This window comes from Micromonospora sp. AMSO12t, assembly GCF_008806585.1.
Taxonomy (GTDB): domain Bacteria; phylum Actinomycetota; class Actinomycetes; order Mycobacteriales; family Micromonosporaceae; genus Micromonospora; species Micromonospora reichwaldensis.
Window position 1 is genome coordinate 1 of sequence record NZ_WAAS01000066.1, and the last position, 17,156, is coordinate 17,156.

General features: G+C 72.4%; 16 protein-coding genes. 7 read left to right on the forward strand and 9 right to left on the reverse strand.

Annotated elements, in window-relative coordinates; all coding sequences use genetic code 11:
• Positions 1 to 1,194 (reverse strand): MFS transporter (locus tag F6X68_RS12915; protein WP_225852177.1); only part of this gene is annotated, 1,194 nt, incomplete at its 3' end.
• A gap of 112 nt (positions 1,195 to 1,306) precedes the next feature.
• Here F6X68_RS12915 and F6X68_RS12920 point away from each other — a divergent pair.
• From F6X68_RS12920 to F6X68_RS12930, 3 genes are read left to right on the forward strand one after another with little or no spacing between them, the layout of a single operon-like run.
• Complete coding sequence (locus F6X68_RS12920) at positions 1,307 to 2,191, forward strand: SDR family oxidoreductase (protein ID WP_151454503.1); 885 nt, start codon at positions 1,307 to 1,309, stop codon at positions 2,189 to 2,191.
• Positions 2,192 to 2,228: 37 nt separating this feature from the next.
• The gene (locus F6X68_RS12925) at positions 2,229 to 3,377 is read left to right on the forward strand and encodes an acyl-CoA dehydrogenase family protein (protein WP_225852178.1); all 1,149 of its coding nucleotides are present in this window, start codon (positions 2,229 to 2,231) and stop codon (positions 3,375 to 3,377) included.
• Positions 3,378 to 3,387: 10 nt separating this feature from the next.
• Positions 3,388 to 4,533, forward strand: a complete 1,146-nt coding sequence (locus F6X68_RS12930; protein ID WP_151454505.1) for an acyl-CoA dehydrogenase family protein — start codon at positions 3,388 to 3,390, stop codon at positions 4,531 to 4,533.
• Between the two features lie 78 nt (positions 4,534 to 4,611).
• Here the strand turns inward: F6X68_RS12930 and F6X68_RS12935 are convergent, their stop codons facing one another.
• Together F6X68_RS12935 and F6X68_RS12940 are read right to left on the reverse strand one after the other, a co-directional pair.
• Complete coding sequence (locus tag F6X68_RS12935) at positions 4,612 to 5,418, reverse strand: SDR family oxidoreductase (RefSeq protein WP_151454506.1); 807 nt, start codon at positions 5,416 to 5,418, stop codon at positions 4,612 to 4,614.
• On the reverse strand, positions 5,415 to 6,569 hold the full coding sequence (locus tag F6X68_RS12940) for an acetyl-CoA C-acetyltransferase (protein WP_151454507.1): 1,155 nt from the start codon (positions 6,567 to 6,569) through the stop codon (positions 5,415 to 5,417). Before F6X68_RS12940 ends, F6X68_RS12935 begins: the two co-directional genes overlap by 4 nt.
• Positions 6,570 to 6,742: 173 nt before the next feature.
• Here F6X68_RS12940 and F6X68_RS12945 point away from each other — a divergent pair, with 173 nt between their 5' ends.
• Both F6X68_RS12945 and F6X68_RS12950 read left to right on the forward strand, forming a co-directional pair.
• Entirely contained in the window at positions 6,743 to 8,359 is a 1,617-nt protein-coding gene (locus tag F6X68_RS12945) for a FadD3 family acyl-CoA ligase (RefSeq protein WP_370518944.1), read from the forward strand.
• Between the two features lie 71 nt (positions 8,360 to 8,430).
• Positions 8,431 to 9,651, forward strand: a complete 1,221-nt coding sequence (locus F6X68_RS12950) for an acetyl-CoA C-acetyltransferase (RefSeq protein WP_151454509.1) — start codon at positions 8,431 to 8,433, stop codon at positions 9,649 to 9,651.
• 585 nt (positions 9,652 to 10,236) lie between these two features.
• Here F6X68_RS12950 and F6X68_RS12955 read toward each other — a convergent pair.
• The 5 genes from F6X68_RS12955 to F6X68_RS12975 all read right to left on the reverse strand — a co-directional run bounded on the left by F6X68_RS12955 (position 10,237) and on the right by F6X68_RS12975 (position 14,342).
• Complete coding sequence (locus F6X68_RS12955) at positions 10,237 to 11,004, reverse strand: hypothetical protein (RefSeq protein ID WP_151454510.1); 768 nt, start codon at positions 11,002 to 11,004, stop codon at positions 10,237 to 10,239.
• Positions 11,001 to 11,567 carry an RNA polymerase sigma factor gene (locus F6X68_RS12960; RefSeq protein WP_225852175.1) on the reverse strand — a complete coding sequence of 189 codons (567 nt, stop codon included), beginning with the start codon at positions 11,565 to 11,567 and terminating at the stop codon, positions 11,001 to 11,003. Before F6X68_RS12960 ends, F6X68_RS12955 begins: the two co-directional genes overlap by 4 nt.
• 127 nt (positions 11,568 to 11,694) lie before the next feature.
• Complete coding sequence (locus tag F6X68_RS12965) at positions 11,695 to 12,348, reverse strand: Type 1 glutamine amidotransferase-like domain-containing protein (protein WP_151454511.1); 654 nt, start codon at positions 12,346 to 12,348, stop codon at positions 11,695 to 11,697.
• Positions 12,349 to 12,666: 318 nt separating this feature from the next.
• Positions 12,667 to 13,743 carry a phosphotransferase family protein gene (locus F6X68_RS12970; RefSeq protein ID WP_151454512.1) on the reverse strand — a complete coding sequence of 359 codons (1,077 nt, stop codon included), beginning with the start codon at positions 13,741 to 13,743 and terminating at the stop codon, positions 12,667 to 12,669.
• An 11-nt stretch (positions 13,744 to 13,754) separates the two neighbouring features.
• Entirely contained in the window at positions 13,755 to 14,342 is a 588-nt protein-coding gene (locus tag F6X68_RS12975) for a TetR/AcrR family transcriptional regulator (RefSeq protein WP_151454513.1), read from the reverse strand.
• A gap of 195 nt (positions 14,343 to 14,537) precedes the next feature.
• Here F6X68_RS12975 and F6X68_RS12980 point away from each other — a divergent pair, with 195 nt between their 5' ends.
• Both F6X68_RS12980 and F6X68_RS12985 read left to right on the forward strand, forming a co-directional pair.
• Positions 14,538 to 15,482 (forward strand): SDR family NAD(P)-dependent oxidoreductase, encoded by a 945-nt coding sequence (locus tag F6X68_RS12980; RefSeq protein WP_151454514.1) that lies wholly within the window; start codon positions 14,538 to 14,540, stop codon positions 15,480 to 15,482.
• 44 nt (positions 15,483 to 15,526) lie between these two features.
• On the forward strand, positions 15,527 to 16,342 hold the full coding sequence (locus F6X68_RS12985; protein ID WP_151454515.1) for a sugar phosphate isomerase/epimerase: 816 nt from the start codon (positions 15,527 to 15,529) through the stop codon (positions 16,340 to 16,342).
• Positions 16,343 to 16,394: 52 nt separating this feature from the next.
• Here the strand turns inward: F6X68_RS12985 and F6X68_RS12990 are convergent, their stop codons facing one another.
• Positions 16,395 to 17,156 carry an enoyl-CoA hydratase/isomerase family protein gene (locus F6X68_RS12990; RefSeq protein ID WP_151454516.1) on the reverse strand — a complete coding sequence of 254 codons (762 nt, stop codon included), beginning with the start codon at positions 17,154 to 17,156 and terminating at the stop codon, positions 16,395 to 16,397.

A 17,156-nucleotide genomic window follows, 5' to 3' on the forward strand; every position in this document is an offset into this window, starting at 1 on the left:
GGTGCCCCCGCGCCGCAACCACACGATCACCGTGATCGCCGTCGCGAGGCACGCGGCGGCGTACAGCAGGAAGGCGGTCGCGGAGCCGAACCACGTGCTCAGCCCGCCGAGCAGGAGGGCACCGAACGGCATGCCGCCCCAGCCGAGGAAGTAGAGGCTCATCGCCCGGCCGCGCTGCGCGTCGTCGACGACCCGCTGGACGACCGTCTGCAGGATCACCATGGCGCCGATGCTGAACGAGCCGCACAGCAGCGCGGCCCCCGCGAGCACGGGAACTGTCGTCGCCGCCCCGAGCAGCGCGGTGCTCACGGCGAGCAGGCCGAGGGTGGCCGCGGCGTGCCACACGGTGGCGACGCGCCCGGAGAGCCGGGCCACGACGAGGACCCCGAGGAACGAGCCCAGCCCGGTCAGGGCCACGAGCATGGGGAAGACCGTCTCCGGATGGTCCGAGGTCGAGGTCGCCCGGACGGCGAGCTGGGTCGTGAAGGTGCACCCGAAGAAGGCGTTGACCCCTACGATGACCAGGCAGAGCGCGGCCGGGGGCCGCTCCCGGGCGTGCCGGATGCCGGCGCGGACCTGCGCGGCCAGGCCCTCGCGGACCACCGGGGTGACCGGCGGGACGCGACGGGTGCGCACCGCGACCGCGGCGGCGACCGCGGCGAGGCTGAGCGTCGCGTACATCACGAACGTGCCCAGCGGTCCCCAGGCCACGAGGATCAGCCCGGCGACCGCGGGGCCGATCGAGCGGGCGAGGTTGAGCCCGGCGGCCTGGATCGGGACGGCGTTGCCGAGCGCCTCGGCCGGGACGGTGTTGGCCACGAGTGCCTGGGTCACCGGGGACAGGAAGCTGATCCCGGTGCCGGCGAGGAAGGCGAGCACGAGCAGCACGGGCAGGTCGACGACCCTGGCCGCGACCGTCGCCGCGCAGATCCCGGCCAGGGCGCTCGTCGCCAGGAGCACGCCGATCTGCAGCCGTCGCCGGTCGAAGGCGTCGGCCAGCACCCCGGCCGGGATGGAGAAGAGCGTGAACGGCACGAGCAGGCAGAAGAAGAGCGCGCCCATCGTCGCCGGGGTGCCGTCGACCTCGGTGAGCACCGACTGGAAGGCGATGTTGCAGCCCCAGTAGCCGGCCTGGGACAGCACCAGGGTCAGGAGTACGAAGCGGAAGTCTCGGAATCGCAGGGCCGAGAACATCGTCACGTGGTCCGCCGTCCTTCTGTCGTTTCGCGGACCCTACCAAGCGCTTGCTTGCATAGCTAGCGTCGGGTGTGGTTTTCTGGCCGCACCACGAGTGAAAGGGCGTGTCGTGAGCGGCTTCTGCGTAGGACGAACGGTGATCGTGACCGGTGCGGGACAGGGGCTGGGCCGGGTGCACGCCCTCGAGTACGCCCGGCAGGGCGCCGACGTCGTCGTCAACGACGTCGAGAGCAACCGGGAGGCGGCCCAGGCCGTCGTCGACGAGATCCGCGCAGCGGGCGGTCGCGCGGTCGTCAGCGCCGGCGACGTCAGCGACTGGGCCTACGGTGAGCGCCTCGTGCGCGAGACCGTCGAGACCTTCGGCGGGCTGCACACCCTCGTCAACAACGCCGGCATCAACCGCGACCGGATGCTGGTCAACATGAGCGAGCAGGAGTGGGACCTCGTCCTGCGGGTCGACCTCAAGGGCCACTTCGTTCCGATGCGCCACGCCGCCGCGTACTGGCGGGACGAGGCCAAGGCCGGCCGACAGGTCGCCGCGCGCGTCGTCAACACGTCCTCCGGCGCGGGCCTCATGGGCAGCGTCGGGCAGGGCAACTACGGCGCCGCCAAGGCCGGGATCGCCGCCCTGACCCGGATCGCGGCCGTCGAGTGGGCCCGCTACGGCATCGTCGTCAACGCGATCGCCCCCTCGGCCCGTACGCCGATGACCGAGGCCGTCTTCGCCGAGGCGATGGCCGCCCCCGAGACGGGCTTCGACGCGATGGACCCGGCCAACGTCTCCCCCCTCGTGGTCTGGCTCGGGTCCGACGCCGCGCAGGCCGTCACCGGAGCCGTCTTCGAGGTCGCCGGCGGCGAGGTCTCGCTCGCCGACGGCTGGCGCCACGGGCCAACCGCCACCAGGGGCGAGCGGTGGAAGCCGGAGGAACTCACCGACGCGATCGCCGACCTCATCGCCCGCGCCGAGCCGCCGACCCCCGTCTACGGCGCCTGACATGGGTACGGACGCGGCGCAGGCCACCGGCGCGCCGGTGAGCGACGAGCAGTTCCGGGCCGAGATCCGCGGCTGGCTCCACGAGGCCCTCAGCGGGCCGTTCGCCGGGGCCGTCGGCACCGGCGGCGAGGGACGCGAGCACGAGGCGCACGAGCTGCGCCGCGAGTGGGAGCGCCACCTGGGCCGGGCCGGCTGGATCGGCCTCGGCTGGCCCAGCGAGTACGGCGGTCGCCCCGCCACCCTGGCCCAGCAGGTCATCTACCACGAGGAGTACGCCCGCGCGGCCGCCCCCGGCCGGCTCGGGCACATGTCCGAGCAACTGCTCGGCCCGACCCTGCTCGCCTTCGGCACGCCGGAGCAGAAGGCGCGGTTCCTGCCCGGCATCACCAGCGGCGAGGACATCTGGTGCCAGGGCTACTCCGAGCCCGACGCCGGCTCGGACCTCGCCGGGGTGCGTACCCGTGCCGAGCGCCGGGGCGACAGCTACGTCATCACCGGGCAGAAGGTGTGGACCTCGCTCGCGCACCTGGCCGACTGGTGCTTCGTGCTGTGCCGCACCGACCCCGGCTCGACCCGGCACGCGGGCCTGTCCTACCTGCTCGTGCCGATGCACCAGCCCGGCATCACGGTGCGCCCGATCACCCAGCTGACCGGCACGAGCGAGTTCAACGAGGTCTTCTTCGACGGGGCCGTCGCCGCCGTCGAGCACCGCGTCGGCGCCGAGGGCGAGGGCTGGAAGGTCGCCATGGGCACCCTGGGCTTCGAGCGCGGCGTGTCCACCCTCGGCCAGCAGATCGGTTTCCGTCGGCGCCTCGACGCCGTCATCGCCCGGGCCCACGAGAACGGCGCCTGGCAGGAGCCGGCGCTGCGTGACCGCCTCGTCGAGGCGTACATCGGGCTCGAGGTGATGCGGCACTCGGCGGTGCGGCTGCTCGCGTCCGCCGGTGCGGGGCTGTCCGGCCTGGAGGCGTCGATCTCCAAGCTGCAGTGGGCCACGTGGAACCGCTCGCTCGGCGAGCTCGCGGTCGACGTCGAGGGGGCCGGGGCGCTGCTCACCGGGCCCGGGTACGAGCTGGACGACGCCCAGACCCACTTCCTCTTCAGCCGCGCCAACACGATCTACGGCGGCTCCAACGAGATCCAGCGCAACATCATCGCCGAGCGCCTGCTCGGTCTGCCCCGATGAGGTGAGGACGATGACCCACGCGAGCGCCGACCCCCAGCCGGTGGCCGGGACGTTGCGTCCCGAGGCGGCCGAGGAGGTGGCCCAGATCCGCGCCTCCGTCGTCGAGGTGCTCGACGAGCAGGCCGACCTGCGCCGCACCCACGAGCTCATGGTCGGGGCGCAGGGCCACGACCCGCGGCTGCACGAGCTGCTCACGGCTGAGCTGGGCCTGCTCGGCCTCGTCGTGCCGGAGCACCTCGGCGGGCTCGGCCTCGACGTGTCCGCCGCGACCGCCGTCATCGAGGAGCTCGGGGCCCGGCTCGTGCCCGGCGCGCTCGCGACGAGCCTCGCCGCGGTCCTCGCCGCCCGCGCCCTCGGCCCGAGCGCCGAGCCCCTGCTGGCGCGCGTCGTGGACGAGCAGCTCACCCTCGCCAGTGCCCTCGCCGAGGACGGCGCGGGCTGGGACCTCGAGCGGACCGCCACCCGGGCCACCGGCACCGGGGACGAGTGGGCGCTGACCGGGACCAAGACCCTCGTCGCCGGAGTCGAGGCCGCCCGCGTCGTCCTGGTCACCGCCCGGGACGCCGGCGGTGGGCTCGGCGTCTACGCCGTGGACCCGACCGCCGCCGGGGTGGACGTGCGGACGCACATGACGCTCGACCAGACCCGGCGACTGAGCACGGTGCACCTCCGCGAGGCCGCCGCCACCCGGGTCGACGCCCCCGGCGGCGAGGGCCCCCGGGTGCTGCTCGACCACGTGCGCGCCATGCTCGCGCTGGAGTCGGCCGCCGCCGCCCGCGCCTGCCTCGACCGCACCGTCGAGTACCTCAAGGTCCGCGAGCAGTTCGGCCGCCCGATCGGTTCGTTCCAGGCCCTCAAGCACCGCTGCGCCGACCTCGCCGTCGCGGTCGCCGGGGCGCGGGCCACGGCCGACCACCTCGTCACGACGCTGCGCACCGGGTCCGCCACCCGCTCGCACGACGCGGCACTGGCCAAGCTCGTGTGTACCGACACGCTGATGGCCGTCGCCGCCGAGGCGATCCAGCTGCACGGCGGCATCGGGTTCACCTTCGAGCACGACGCGCACCTGTTCTTCAAGCGCGGCAAGTCGGCCCAGCTGCTGGCCGGCTCCCCGGCGACGGTTCGCGCCGAGGTGGCAGCGCTCGCCGGTCTCTGAGCCGGCAGGCGACAGCGCACGACAGCGGGGGCGCACCGACCGGTGCGGCCCCCGCTGTCGTACGTGCCCGGCTTGGGCTCAGCCGAGCGGACCGGTGCCGGGCGGCTGGGCGGCCAGGTGCCGCGACGGGATCTCACCGCCCCCGGCGACGACGATCTCCGTGCCGGTGACGTAGCCGGCCAGCGGCGAGGCGAGCAACAGACAGGCCGCGGCGACGTCGGCCGGGGTGGCCATCCGCCGCATGGGGATCGTCCGGGCCACGCGGTCCTGTCCCGCCTCGTCGCCGTAGTAGAGGTGCGACAGTTCGGTCCGCACGAGGCCCACCGTCACCTGGTTGACCCGCACGGCCGGCGCGAAGTCGAGCCCGAGGCACCGGGTCAGCATCGTCAGGCCCGCCTTGGCCGCGGCGTACGCGGCGGTGTCCGGGGCCGGGTTGGCCCCGGCGACCGAGCCGATGTTGATGATCGTCCCGCTGCCCTGACGCTGCATGACCTCGTTGGCCTGCTGGGCGACGTAGAACGGAGCGAGCAGGTTGAGCGTGACGATCGCCGAGACGAAGCGGGGGGAGACCGTCGCGGTGTCGGCGTTCGGCGCGCCACCGGCGTTGTTGACCAGGATGTCGAGCCGGCCGAACCGGTCCACCGCCGCGGCGACGAGGGCCTTGGCCTGCTCCGGGTCGCGCACGTCCGACCGGACGAAGACGGGCGTGCGTCCGTCGACCTCGGGCAGTTGCTCGGGCTCGCTGCGGCCGCACACGAGCACCCGTGCCCCGGCCCTGAGGAAGGTACGGGTGATCTCGGCGCCGATGCCACGGGTGCCGCCGGTGACGATGGCGACCTGGTCGGTCAGGTCGACGCCGTCGGGCGTGGCGGGGGACTGGGTCATCCGAGCCTCTCGATGATCGTCACGTTGGCCTGGCCGCCGCCCTCACACATCGTCTGCAGGCCGTAGCGGCCACCGGTGCGCTCGAGCTCGTGCAGCAGGGTGGTCATGAGCCGGGCGCCGGTGGCGCCGAGGGGGTGGCCCAGGGCGATCGCGCCGCCGTTGACGTTGACCCGCTCCGGGTCGGCCCCCGTCTCCCTGATCCAGGCGAGCACGACCGAGGCGAACGCCTCGTTGACCTCGAACAGGTCGATGTCCTCGATCGACAGCCCGGTGCGCCCGAGGGCGTGTGCGGTGGCCGGGATCGGGGCGGTGAGCATCCACACCGGGTCGTCGGCGCGCACCGACAGGTGGTGGATCCGGGCGCGCGGGGTCACCCCGTGCTCGGCCACGGCCCGCTCGCTCATGACGAGCAGGGCGGCCGCGCCGTCGCAGATCTGGCTCGCCGCGGCGGCGGTGACCCGGCCGCCCGGGGTGAGCGGGTTGAGACCGGCCATCTTCTCCAGGCTCGTGTCGGCGCGCGGACAGGTGTCGGTGTCGACGTCGCCGACGGCGCGGATCTCGCGGGTGAAGCGACCCTCGGCGATGGCCCGCAGGGCCCGCTCGTGGCTGCGCAGGGCGAAGCGTTCCATGTCCTCCCGGCTGATGTCCCACTTCTCGGCGATCATCTCGGCCGAGCGGAACTGCGAGATCTCCTCGTCGCCGTAGCGTTCGCGCCAGCCTTTGGACCCGGAGAAGGGGTCGTCGAAGCCGTACTGCTGGCCGGTGAGCATCGCGGCCGAGATGGGGATGGCGCTCATGTTCTGCACGCCTCCGGCCACGACGACGTCGTTGACCCCGGCCATGACGGCCTGGGCCGCGAAGTGCACCGCCTGCTGGCTCGAGCCGCACTGCCGGTCGACGGTGACCCCGGGTACGTGCTGCGGGAGGCCGCCGGCGAGCCAGGCGGTGCGGGCGATGTCGCCGGCCTGCGAACCGATGGTGTCGACGCAGCCGAACACGACGTCCTCGACGGCGTCGGGGTCGATCCCCGAGGAGCTCATGAGGCTGGTGAGCGCGGCGGCGCCCAGGTCAGCGGAGTGGATGCCCGCGAGCGCGCCGCCGCGTCGCGTGACGGGGGTGCGGACGGCGTCCACGATGTATGCCTCTGCCACCGGGGTCCCTTCCTGCGGATTCCTCGCCGGTCGGTGCCGGACGTCGGATCGGTTGAGTCTGCGTGGCTCGCTGACGGCGTGGCCGGCGTTGCCGCAGCTAGTCTAGCAAGCGCTTGGTTGGTAGTCTGTGGTCCGCGCCAGACAAGTGACCGGCTCCGCGTGAGGAGATGTGCGTGAGTGACGTGCTGACCACGATCCCCGCCCTGCTGCGGCAGGCCGCGCAGGACGCCGCCGAAATCGAGGCCCTGGTCGACGGTGACGTACGGATGACCTTCGCCGAGCTCGACGCGGCCGTCACCCGGTTCGCCCGGGCCGCGGTCGCGCACGGTCTCGAGCCGGGGGACCGCGTCGTCGTCTGGGCCCCGAACAGCGCGGACTGGGTCGTCAGCGCCCTCGGCGTGCTGGCCGCCGGGGGCGTGCTCTGCCCCGTCAACACCCGCTTCCGCGGGGAGGAGGCGCGGTACGCCATCGCCAAGGTCCGGGCCACGATGGTCATCCTCGACGATACCTTCCTGGGTGCCGACTACCTGGCCGCGCTGCGCGGCGACGGGCCACCACCGGCCATCGGGTGCCCCGTGCCGCTGCTGCCCTCGGTGCGTACCGTCGTCGACCTGTCCGCCGCCGCAGACCGCGAGCAGGCCGCTGCCGGCGTGTGGTCCCTGGCCGGCTTCACCGCGCTGGCAGACCAGGTCGACCCCGCCATCGTCGACGGACGGATCGCCGCCCTCGACCCCGAGGGCATGGCCGACATCCTGTTCACCTCGGGCACCACCGGCTACCCCAAGGGTGCGATGGTCTCGCACGCCTCGAACCTGCGCGTCGACCTGCAGTGGGCCCGGCTCGTCGGGCTGCGGCGCGGCGACCGCTACCTCATGGTCAACCCGTTCTTCCACAGCTTCGGCTACCGGGCCGGCATCCTGGCCTGCCTGCTCATGCGCGCCACGATCATCCCGGTCGCCGTGTTCGACGTCGGGACCGTGCTGCGTCTCGTCGAGCGGGAACGCGTCACCGTCTTCCCCGGCGCGCCCACCGTCTACACCTCCCTGCTCGAGCACCCCGACTTCGGCGCCTACGACGTCAGCTCGGTGCGCCTGGCCGTCACCGGGGCCACGATCGTGCCGGTGCCGCTGCTGCACCGGATGCGCGAGGAACTCGGCTTCCGCGACGTCATCACCGCCTACGGCCTGACCGAGACGTGCGGCACCGCGACCGTGTGCCCGCCCGACGCCGACATCGAGCGGATCTCGACCAGCTGCGGGCAGGCCATCCCGGGCACCGAGCTGCGGATCGCCGGTCTCGACGGACAGGCGCTGCCGGCCGGTGAGTCCGGCGAGATCCTCGTGCGTGGCTACAACGTGATGCTGGGCTACTTCGAGGACCCGGTCGCCACCGCACAGGCCATCGACGAGGACGGCTGGCTGCACACCGGCGACGTCGGCTGGGTCGACGAGGACGGCTACCTGCGCATCACCGACCGGATCAAGGACGTCTACATGGTCGGGGGCTTCAACGTCTACCCCGCCGAGGTCGAGCGCGTGCTGTGCGAGCACCCCGCGGTCTCCGACGCCGCCGTCGTCGGGGTGCCCGACGCGCGGATGGGCGAGGTCGGCAGCGCCTTCGTGCAGACCGTTCCCGACTGGAGTGGGGACGAGTCGGTGCTCGTCGACGAGCTCGAGGCGTGGTGCCGGGACCGGCTGGCCAACTTCAAGCGCCCCCGCAGCTTCAGCGTCGTTCCGGCCCTGCCACGGACCCCGAGCGGAAAGATCCAGAAGTTCAAGCTCACCGGGTGAGCGCGAACCCGACCAGACCTGACACCGACGGCACCGCCGTCACGGGCACCAGCCCGAAATCGGAGGACACCATGCAGGACGTAGTCATCGTCGCCGCGGCGCGCTCGCCGATCGGCCGGGCCTTCAAGGGGTCGTTGGCCTCGATGCGGGCCGACGACCTGGCGACCCAGATGGTCCAGGCGGCCCTGGCCCAGGTGCCGTCGCTCGACCCGACCCGGATCGACGACCTCATGCTCGGCTGCGCGCAGCCGGCCGGCGAGCAGGGCTGGGGCCTCGGGCGCGTCGTCGCCGTCGAGCTCGGGCTCGACCGGGTCCCCGGGACGACGGTGCAGCGCTACTGCGCCTCGAGCCTGCAGACGACCCGGATGGCGCTGCACGCCATCCGCGCCGGTGAGGCGGACGTGCTCGTCTCCGCCGGGGTCGAGGTCGTCTCGCACTTCGCCGCCGGCAAGTCCGACGGCATGCCGGACACGAAGAACCCGATCTTCGCCGCGGCGGGGGAGCGCACCGCCGCCCGCGCCCAGGGTGGCGCCGGCCCGTGGACCGACCCGCGCGACGCGGGCGAGCTGCCCGACGTCTACGTCGCGATGGGCGAGACCGCCGAGAACGTCGCGAGCCACCGCGGGGTGAGCCGCGCCGAGCAGGACGAGTGGGCCGCCACGAGCCAGCAGCGGGCCCGGGCCGCGATCGAGTCGGGCTTCTTCGCCACCGACATCACGCCCGTGACCCTCGCCGACGGCACCGTCGTGGCCACCGACGACGGACCCCGCGCCGGGGTGACCGTCGAGTCGCTCTCCGGCCTCAAGCCGGTCTTCCGGCCCGACGGTACGGTGACCGCGGGCAACTGCTGCGCGCTCAACGACGGCGCGGCCGCCCTCGTCGTCATGTCCGCCCGCAGGGCCGCCGAACTCGGCATCACGCCGCTGGCCCGGATCCTGTCCACGGGCGTCTCGGCGATCTCGCCGGAGATCATGGGTCTCGGCCCGGTCGAGGCCTCGAAGCGGGCCCTCGCGCTGGCCGGGCTCTCGATGGCCGACATCGATCTCGTCGAGCTCAACGAGGCGTTCGCCGCGCAGGTCGTCCCCTCGATCTGGGACCTCAAGGCCGCTCCCGAACGGGTCAACGTCCACGGCGGCGCGATCGCCCTGGGCCACCCGTTCGGCCAGACCGGAGCGCGGATGACGACGACCCTCATCAACGGGCTGCGGGCCCGCGACGGCCAGTTCGGTCTCGAGACGATGTGCACGGCCGGCGGCCAGGGCATGGCGATGGTCATCGAACGGCTCTCCTAGGCCCCGCGCCCACCGGGCACAGGGGCCCTGACCAGCGCCCGGTCAATCGTTTGACCGGCAGGCCATTTCCGGTCCGGTCGATGTCAACCCGGACCGGCGCGAGCCCACTTCCTGACCGCCTGCTGCCGGCCTTGCCCCAGATACGGGAAGGACCGCCTTTCCGGCAGTTGCCCGCCGAGCAGAATGCGGCTGCCGGGTCAGGCGGCAGGATACCCAGGTCGTCGGTCCGCTGCGGGTGACGGGACCAGCGTCCGTGGGGCCGGAACGACGGTGTCGAGCTGCCCCACGCATGCGATCAACCGGCGCCAAACCCCTGCCCGTCCGTGGGGGGCAGCTCGACAGCGCGCCTGACCCGGTGTCGGCGTACGGGTTCCGGTGCGGGTCGGGTACCAGACGTGCAGAGGTGGGGCGCGAAGCATTCGGGACGCTACGAGAGCGGCCGACCCGACGACCCACGTCCGCTACTCACGATGAGTAGATCGGTGGACGTGAGCTGGCACCGCGCGACGGCCATGAATACTGTGGGACCGATCCGGACGCGATGGAGTTACCGGGAAGTCGGGGTCGGTGTACGCCGTTGAAAGATCAACCGCCGGTCCCGGGGTGCACCCGCTTTCTCAGGTTGGGCGGCGACCGTTCCGCCACCACGTTTCCGGCGGCGTCGTACCCGGCCAAGACCGGCGGGTCGACGCTCTCGTTGGCGAGGTACCAGAAAAAGAACACGTCTTCGGCGCGTACGGCTGACCGCACGGACCCGTCGGGCAGTCGCAGTTCCGCCCGCACCGCATCCCCGGCGGCAGCCCACATCGTGTGTATTCCCCTGCCGTCCTCGGATCCGCCCATGGTGCTGAGCGGCCCCGTGCCCCGGTCCGTCGCGCCCGTGCACTGTCCCCCGGCAAGTTTGAAGCTTGTCGGGGCCGGCCGGTCGAGGTCACCGGGCGGCTCGAACAGGGGGGCTACGCAGGTGGTGCCGTCCCGGCCCTTGGCGGACCAGACGGACAGTACGGTGCCGTCAGGGCCTGGTGCCTGGGCCACTCGTCGTGCTGTCTGGACGTCCACCGCGCCCCCGGTTTCGGTCGCCCAGAAAGACAACGGCTTAGTGAATGACTCGGGCAGCAGCCCTCCGGCGACGGCGATGCTCGCACCCGAAGCGACAAGCCCGGCAGCCAATGCGGCGGTAAACACGACCCGCCGTCTGTGCGACCGTGGAGGGGCCTCCGGGAGGTCGCCGGCGATGTTGATCAACAGGTGTGCCAGCGCTGATTCCCGAGTCGAGGCAGGCCAGCGGTCATCGACTGCGCTAACCGGCCTGAGCTTCTCGACAACGATCATCATGTCGCGATCCTTGGTCATGCGGTGCCTCCTGCAGATGGCAGTGGACGTTGGGCAGCATCGACGTGAGGCGGTGCGTCCGGCTCGCCACTGGCGCGTAGTCGCCGCCGCGCCCTGAACAGACGTACATGGAAGGCCGGTAGTGAGCAGCCCGCCACCCGCGCCGCCTGCTCCGGGGTCAAGCCGTCCCAAGCGATCAGCAGCAGCGCCTCCCGCTCCTTCGGGGTCAGCGTCGCCAGTTGGGTCAGCACGGTAGCGCGCTCTGTGGCGAGAACATCGGCGGCAGCCGCCGGCTCCGCGACCTGCCGGAACCGTTCCAACTCGACGGCCACCCGTGCCTGCCGATGTCCCGATCGGCGCAGGTTGGAGATGGTGTTGCGGGCGACCACGAGCAACCAGGGCAAGGGGTCGTCCGGAACACTGGCGAGCTTCCGCCAGGCCACCAGGAACGTCTCCGACACCACATCCTGTGCGGATTCGGAGTCAAGGTGTCGCAACGCGTACGCCATCACCCGAGGTCCGTGTTCAGTCCACAGCTCCACGAACCGTTGTTCATGCCGCTCGGCTGCGTGCTCTTCTCTCACACCACGTAGTGTCCGGCCACACTTCGGAACTTACGGCGACAGCTGCCAGAGAGTGAGCAAGTGCAGTTCACCCCGGAACGGTGGTGATGCGCCCTTCGCGCCTCGGCGACCCCAGCGCTGTTCGCGGCTACGAGGGGAACAGCCTCCAGTGCCCCTCGGAAACGACCTCGACGGTGCCGTCGGTCACCTTGATGGCCGTCTGGTCGTCGATTGCGTACGCCGGACCGGCGATCTCGGCCGCCCACCTCTCGGCACCAGCCATGGTGTTGTCCGGCTCGAGACCCAGGTGCGGGAAGATCGAGAAGTCGACGACCCCCAGTGTGCGGTCGTCGGGCGCGGACTGCCACTCGACGAAGTCCGCACCGATCCGGGGGGTCAGCACCATGCTCCCAGCACTCAACCCCACCCAGACGGTGTCCCGCAGCGACGGCAGGAGATCCGCCAGCCCGGACTGCCGCATCCAGTGGCACAGGTACGTCGCATCGCCGCCGGCCACGAGCATGACGTCAGCCTCCCGGACCCAGGGGACCCACCGCTCCTCGCCGATGCTGGGCAGCGCTGTCAGCTCGAGGACGCCCAGCGACTTCCAGCCCAGGTCGCACATGGGTAGCGGCGTCTGCCCGGTGATGAAGCGCCAGGCCGAGGCTGGCCCGCCCATGGGGTGGACCGCCGTAGGGATGCAGAGGGCGCTGGAGTCGGCGATCGGCTTGCCCAGCAGGTCGACCAGCGCATCGCGGATGCTCGGGTTCATGACGCCCGCGGACGTGAGAAGGAGTTTCACGCTTGCCTCCTGTACGTAGCGGTCATGACGCTCTCCCCGAGAGTCGGGAGATCGGTTGCATGGGAGTACAGACTGGACACCATAACGAAACTCATCGCCGTTGCGACCCCTCAAGCCTCCCGCACGCACATCGGCAGTTCCGCACACCACCGGGGCTTGGCAAATGTCACTGTGGATAGTCGATGATTTCTGTGTGCTGGCGGCGACTCGGCGGTCAGCCTGCTGCTGACCCTCGGTAGGGGCCCGGTGCGAACGCGACCGGGGTTCCTGTGCCGGGTCGGAGGTGTCGGGGTGCGTGGGTCTGCGGCCGGGCCGGGGTCAGTGCCGGCGCAGCGCCGCCGCGAGGGTCGCGGCCCGGCCGGCGACGGCGGCCGCCTGCTCGGCGAACGAGGCCGCGGTGCGGTCGCCGCCGCTCATCGCGCCCTGCGCGACCCTGGCGTGCACGCCCTCGACGATGCACGCCGTCTTCCACCAGTTGTACGCGACGAAGTAGTCGATCCGGGCCGTGTCGGTGCCGGTGGCGAGGCAGTACCTGGCGAGCAGTTCGTCCCGGGTCGAGAAGCCGGGCAGGACCGTGGCCGGATCGTGCAGCGCACGGGCCTCGTCGTCGGCCTGCGCCCAGTAGACGAGCAGTTGGCCGACGTCGGCCAGGGGGTCGCCGACCGTGGTCAGCTCCCAGTCGAGCACGCCCTGCACCCGCCACCGGGAGTCGAGCATGCAGTTGTCGAGGCGGAAGTCCCCGTGCACGATTCCCGAGCGGGACTGCTCGGGAGCCGTGGCCACGAGATGCTCGTACGCGGCCTGCAGATCGGGCAGGTCGCGGATCCTGGTCCGGTGCCAGTTCCCGTGCCAGCGCCCGAGCTGGCGGGTGACGTAGTCACGGCGATGGGCCAGAGCCCCGAGCCCGATGACCTCCGGCTCGAGCCGGTGCAGGGCCACGAGGGCGTCGACGAGCGTGGGGCCGATGAGCGCGCGGTCGGCCTCGGTGGTGAGCCGCTCGACGTCGGCGGGGCCGCGCAGGATCGTGCCGTCGAGGTGCTCGAGCACGACGAGGGGGGCGCCGGCCACCTCGCCCGTCTCCTCGACGGCGAGCACCCGCGGCGTCGGGAGGTGACCGTGCAGCCCGCGCAGGATCCGCGCCTCGCGCAGCACGTCGTGCGCGGTGGCCGGGTGGTCGCCGAGCGGTGGACGCCGCAGCACGACGACGTGGCCGGCCGCGTCGGTGGTCCGGTAGGTGAGGTTGGAGCGACCCCCGGCGATGAGCTCGTGTCGCAGGTTTCCCCGCAGCTCGGGCACGGCGCGGCCGAGCCAGGCGTCGACCCCCGCCGGGAGCCCGGGGTGTCGGGTGGTGCCGCTCGGGGCCGGACCGGTCCGGGCATGACCCGCTGCCGTCATGGAGCGCCTCCTCAGTCGCGGGCGAGAATCCCGTCGAGGTACACCGAGACGAGGTCGTCGGCGAAGGTCGCCATGGAGTACGACGGGGTCGGCTTGAACCAGCGGACCGAGAGCCACAGCGAGTCACGCAGCATGCCGTGCAGCACGCGTACCGGGATGTCGTTGCGGAAGTCGCCGCTGGCGATGCCGGCCTCGAGCACCTGGATCCAGGCCCGCTGGATCGAGGCGGCCGACTCGCGGATGTGCTCGTAGCCCTCGATCGTGGGCAGGTAGGTGCTCGAGTTCTGGTAGATCTCGGTCGCGTGCGGGTGTGCCTCGATGTTGGCCAGCGAGCTCGTCACGAGCTCGCGTAGCTGGGTCGCCGGCCTTTCCTCGGACGCCAGCACCTTGGCGTAGCGGTCGGTCAGGTCGGTCAGGTAGTCCGAGATGATCGCGTCGACCATCTCGTCCTTGGACTTGAAGTGGTGGTAGAGGCTGCCCGAGAGGATGCCGACCGAGTCGGCGATCTCGCGGACGGTCGTGGCGCCGATTCCCTTGGCGGCGAACAGGTGCGCGGCGTTGTCGAGGATGACCGAGCGGCGGTCCTGGGTCGTCGACATCTGGGATGCTCCCGGTTTCCTCGAACGTTGTCGGTCAAGCGCTTGTTTATACCACTCGACACCCCCTGTGTGCGTGGAGGCAAGGATCTTCCTTGACCGGGGAGATCGTGTCGCCTAACGTACAACCAACCAAGCGCTCGTTAGGTTGCGCGGAGGTTCGCGCTCCGGCTTCGATCGCCGAGAGGGGCTGCCCGCATGCCCGACCCGATCCCCACCGTGCCGCCCGGCAACGGGCCCGGTCGTCCACCCGCCGCCAGCCCGGACGAGGGGGCCGGCCTGCTCGCCGGCCGCGTCGTCATCGTCACCGGCGCCGCCAACGGGTTGGGGGCGGCGTACGCGCGCGGCATCGCCGCGGCCGGGGCCCACGTGGTCGCCGTCGACGTCGACGAGCAGGGCCTCGATCGGCTCGGCGGGCAGCTCGCCGCGGCCGGTGGCCGTGGCTCGATCAGGGTCGCCGACGTCGCGGACTGGGCGACCGCGCACGACCTCGTGCGTGACTGCCTCGCCGAGCACGGCCAGCTCGACGGCCTCGTCAACAACGCCGGCGTCTTCGCCATGGCCCACGCCGGCACCGAGTCCGAGGCCACGGTGCGCCGGATGCTCGAGGTCAACGTGCTCGGCACCATCGCCTGGGGCGACGCCGCGATCGCGGCGATGCGCGCCCAGGGCCACGGGGTCCTGGTCAACGTCACCTCGGGCGAGCAGATGGGCCGCGCCGAGACGGCCGTGTACGGGGCGACGAAGGCCGCGATCGCCACGCTCACCTACGCGTGGGCAGCCGAGCTCGCCGAGGCCGGGATCCGCGTCAACGCCATCTCCCCGAACGCGCAGACCCGGATGGCCGAGGTGCTCGCGCAGTTCCGGGGTGCCCCGAGCGGGCAGAACGCGGGGATCGCCCCCGAGGCCAACGTGCCGCTGCTGATCTACCTGCTCTCGGACCTCAGCGCCGAGCTCACCGGCCAGGTGCTGCGCGCCAACGGTCCCGAGCTCATGCTGACGACCCACCCGGCGCTCGCCGACCCCGTGCTGCGGCACGCCGCGTGGACCCCGGAGCGGATCGCCGAGGCCGTCACGGCGCGGCTGCGGCCGCACCTGGCGCCCCTCGGGGTGCGCCGGGTGCGCGTCGAATACCTCGACTGACCGACGTCCGACACCCGGACGACCCCGAACCCGACAGGGGCCCGATGTCCGCCACGATCAACCCGCTCTGCGTCAGCGGCATGGCCGCGATGTCCTGGGCCCTGCCCGAGGAGATCGCGATGTACCGGCGTACCGGCACCGACCTCGTCGGCCTGCAGTGCGGCAAGGTCGCCGCCTTCGGCGTGCCGGCCCTCGGCGACCTGCTCGCCGAGCACGACGTACGGCTCGGCTACCTCGTGCACGGCTTCACCGCCCATCCGGACGACGAGTCGGGCTGGGCGCAGCAGGTCGCGGCGCTGCGGACCGGCGTCGTCGACGCCCGTACGCTCGGAGCCGACCTCGTCTATCTCACGTCGGGCCCCTCGGCGCACCTGACGTGGGAGGCGGCGGCCGACCGGTTCGCCGAGCGGATCGCCCCGGTCGTGGCCACCGCCCGTGAGCACGGGGTGCGCCTCGGCGTGGAGAACACCCTGCCGGTCAGGTGCGACCTGAGCTTCACGCACACCGCGCGGGACGCCCTCGCCCTGGCCGACCTCTGCGGCATCGGCATCTGCCTCGACCTCTACTGCTGCTGGCAGGAGCGGGGACTGACCGACCTGGTCCGCGAGCGGGTCGCGCGGATCGAGATCCTGCAGGTGTCCGACTTCCGGGTCGGCACCTCGACCTTCCCGAACCGGTGGGTGCCCGGGGACGCCGACCTGCCGATGGCCGGCCTGCTGGGGAGCGTGCTGCGGGCCGGCTACACCGGCATCGTCGACGTCGAGCTGCTCGGCCCGGCCATCGAGGCTGAGGGGGCCGAGTCGGCGGTGACCCGCTCGATCACCTGGCTGCGCGAGCAGATCGCGGCGGTGCGTCCCTGAGCGCTCAGGGCACGTCCGCCGTGAGCAGATCACAACAGCGCGCCCCTGAGCTTCAGGGCACGTCCGCCCACCGCGGCGCGCGCCTGGCGACGAACGCGGCCGCGCCCTCGGCGGCATCGGGCCCAGCCAGCAGTTCGAGGGTCGCGAGCCGGTTGGCCGCGGCGAGGTCGCGTTCGCGGGGGTCGAGGCTCAGGTGCATGAGCCGCTTGGTCGCCAGCACCGCCGCCGGAGAGTGGGTCGCGATCCGGGCGCCGAGCGCGAGCGCGCGCGGGAGGACCTCGTCGGCGGGTACCACGGCGTTGACCAGGCCCAGCTCGTGGGCCCGGGCCGCCGGAAGTGGCTCGGCCGTCAGCCCGAGCTCGAGGGCGACGGCGATCGGCAGGCGACGGGGCAGGTCGGTGCCGCCCTCGGAGGCGGCGATGCCGCGCCCCACCTCGGGCAGTGCGAAGTAGGCGTGCTCGGCCGCGACCACGAGGTCGCAGGCGAGGGCGAGCTCGAAGCCGCCGCCGACGGCGGGCCCGTTGACCGCGGCGATGACCGGCTTGCGGTAGCCGCCGCGCAGTAGCGTGAGAGGGCTGCGGGCCACGTCGACCAGGCGTCCCTCGGCCGCGGCGCGCAGGTCCATCCCGGCGCTGAAGGACAACTCGCCGGTGCCGGTCAGCACGACCGCGCGCACGCCCGGGTCCGCGTCGTACCCGAGCAGGGCGTCGGTCATCGCCAGGAGGGTGTCGGGGTCGAGGGCGTTACGCACCTGAGGGCGGTTGATCCTGACGACGCCCACCGCGCCGACGCGCTCGCACACCACTGTGCCCAT

What these genes read in the sequence shown, in the direction of transcription:
- F6X68_RS12930 (WP_151454505.1), top strand. Translation starts at nt 3,388, where the DNA reads ATGACCCACGCGAGCGCCGACCCCCAGCCGGTGGCCGGGACGTTGCGT.
- F6X68_RS12935 (WP_151454506.1), bottom strand. Translation starts at nt 5,418, where the DNA reads ATGACCCAGTCCCCCGCCACGCCCGACGGCGTCGACCTGACCGACCAG.
- F6X68_RS12950 (WP_151454509.1), top strand. Translation starts at nt 8,431, where the DNA reads ATGCAGGACGTAGTCATCGTCGCCGCGGCGCGCTCGCCGATCGGCCGG.
- F6X68_RS12955 (WP_151454510.1), bottom strand. Translation starts at nt 11,004, where the DNA reads ATGACCAAGGATCGCGACATGATGATCGTTGTCGAGAAGCTCAGGCCG.
- F6X68_RS12970 (WP_151454512.1), bottom strand. Translation starts at nt 13,743, where the DNA reads ATGACGGCAGCGGGTCATGCCCGGACCGGTCCGGCCCCGAGCGGCACC.
- F6X68_RS12975 (WP_151454513.1), bottom strand. Translation starts at nt 14,342, where the DNA reads ATGTCGACGACCCAGGACCGCCGCTCGGTCATCCTCGACAACGCCGCG.
- F6X68_RS12980 (WP_151454514.1), top strand. Translation starts at nt 14,538, where the DNA reads ATGCCCGACCCGATCCCCACCGTGCCGCCCGGCAACGGGCCCGGTCGT.
- F6X68_RS12985 (WP_151454515.1), top strand. Translation starts at nt 15,527, where the DNA reads ATGTCCGCCACGATCAACCCGCTCTGCGTCAGCGGCATGGCCGCGATG.
- F6X68_RS12990 (WP_151454516.1), bottom strand. Translation starts at nt 17,156, where the DNA reads ATGGGCACAGTGGTGTGCGAGCGCGTCGGCGCGGTGGGCGTCGTCAGG.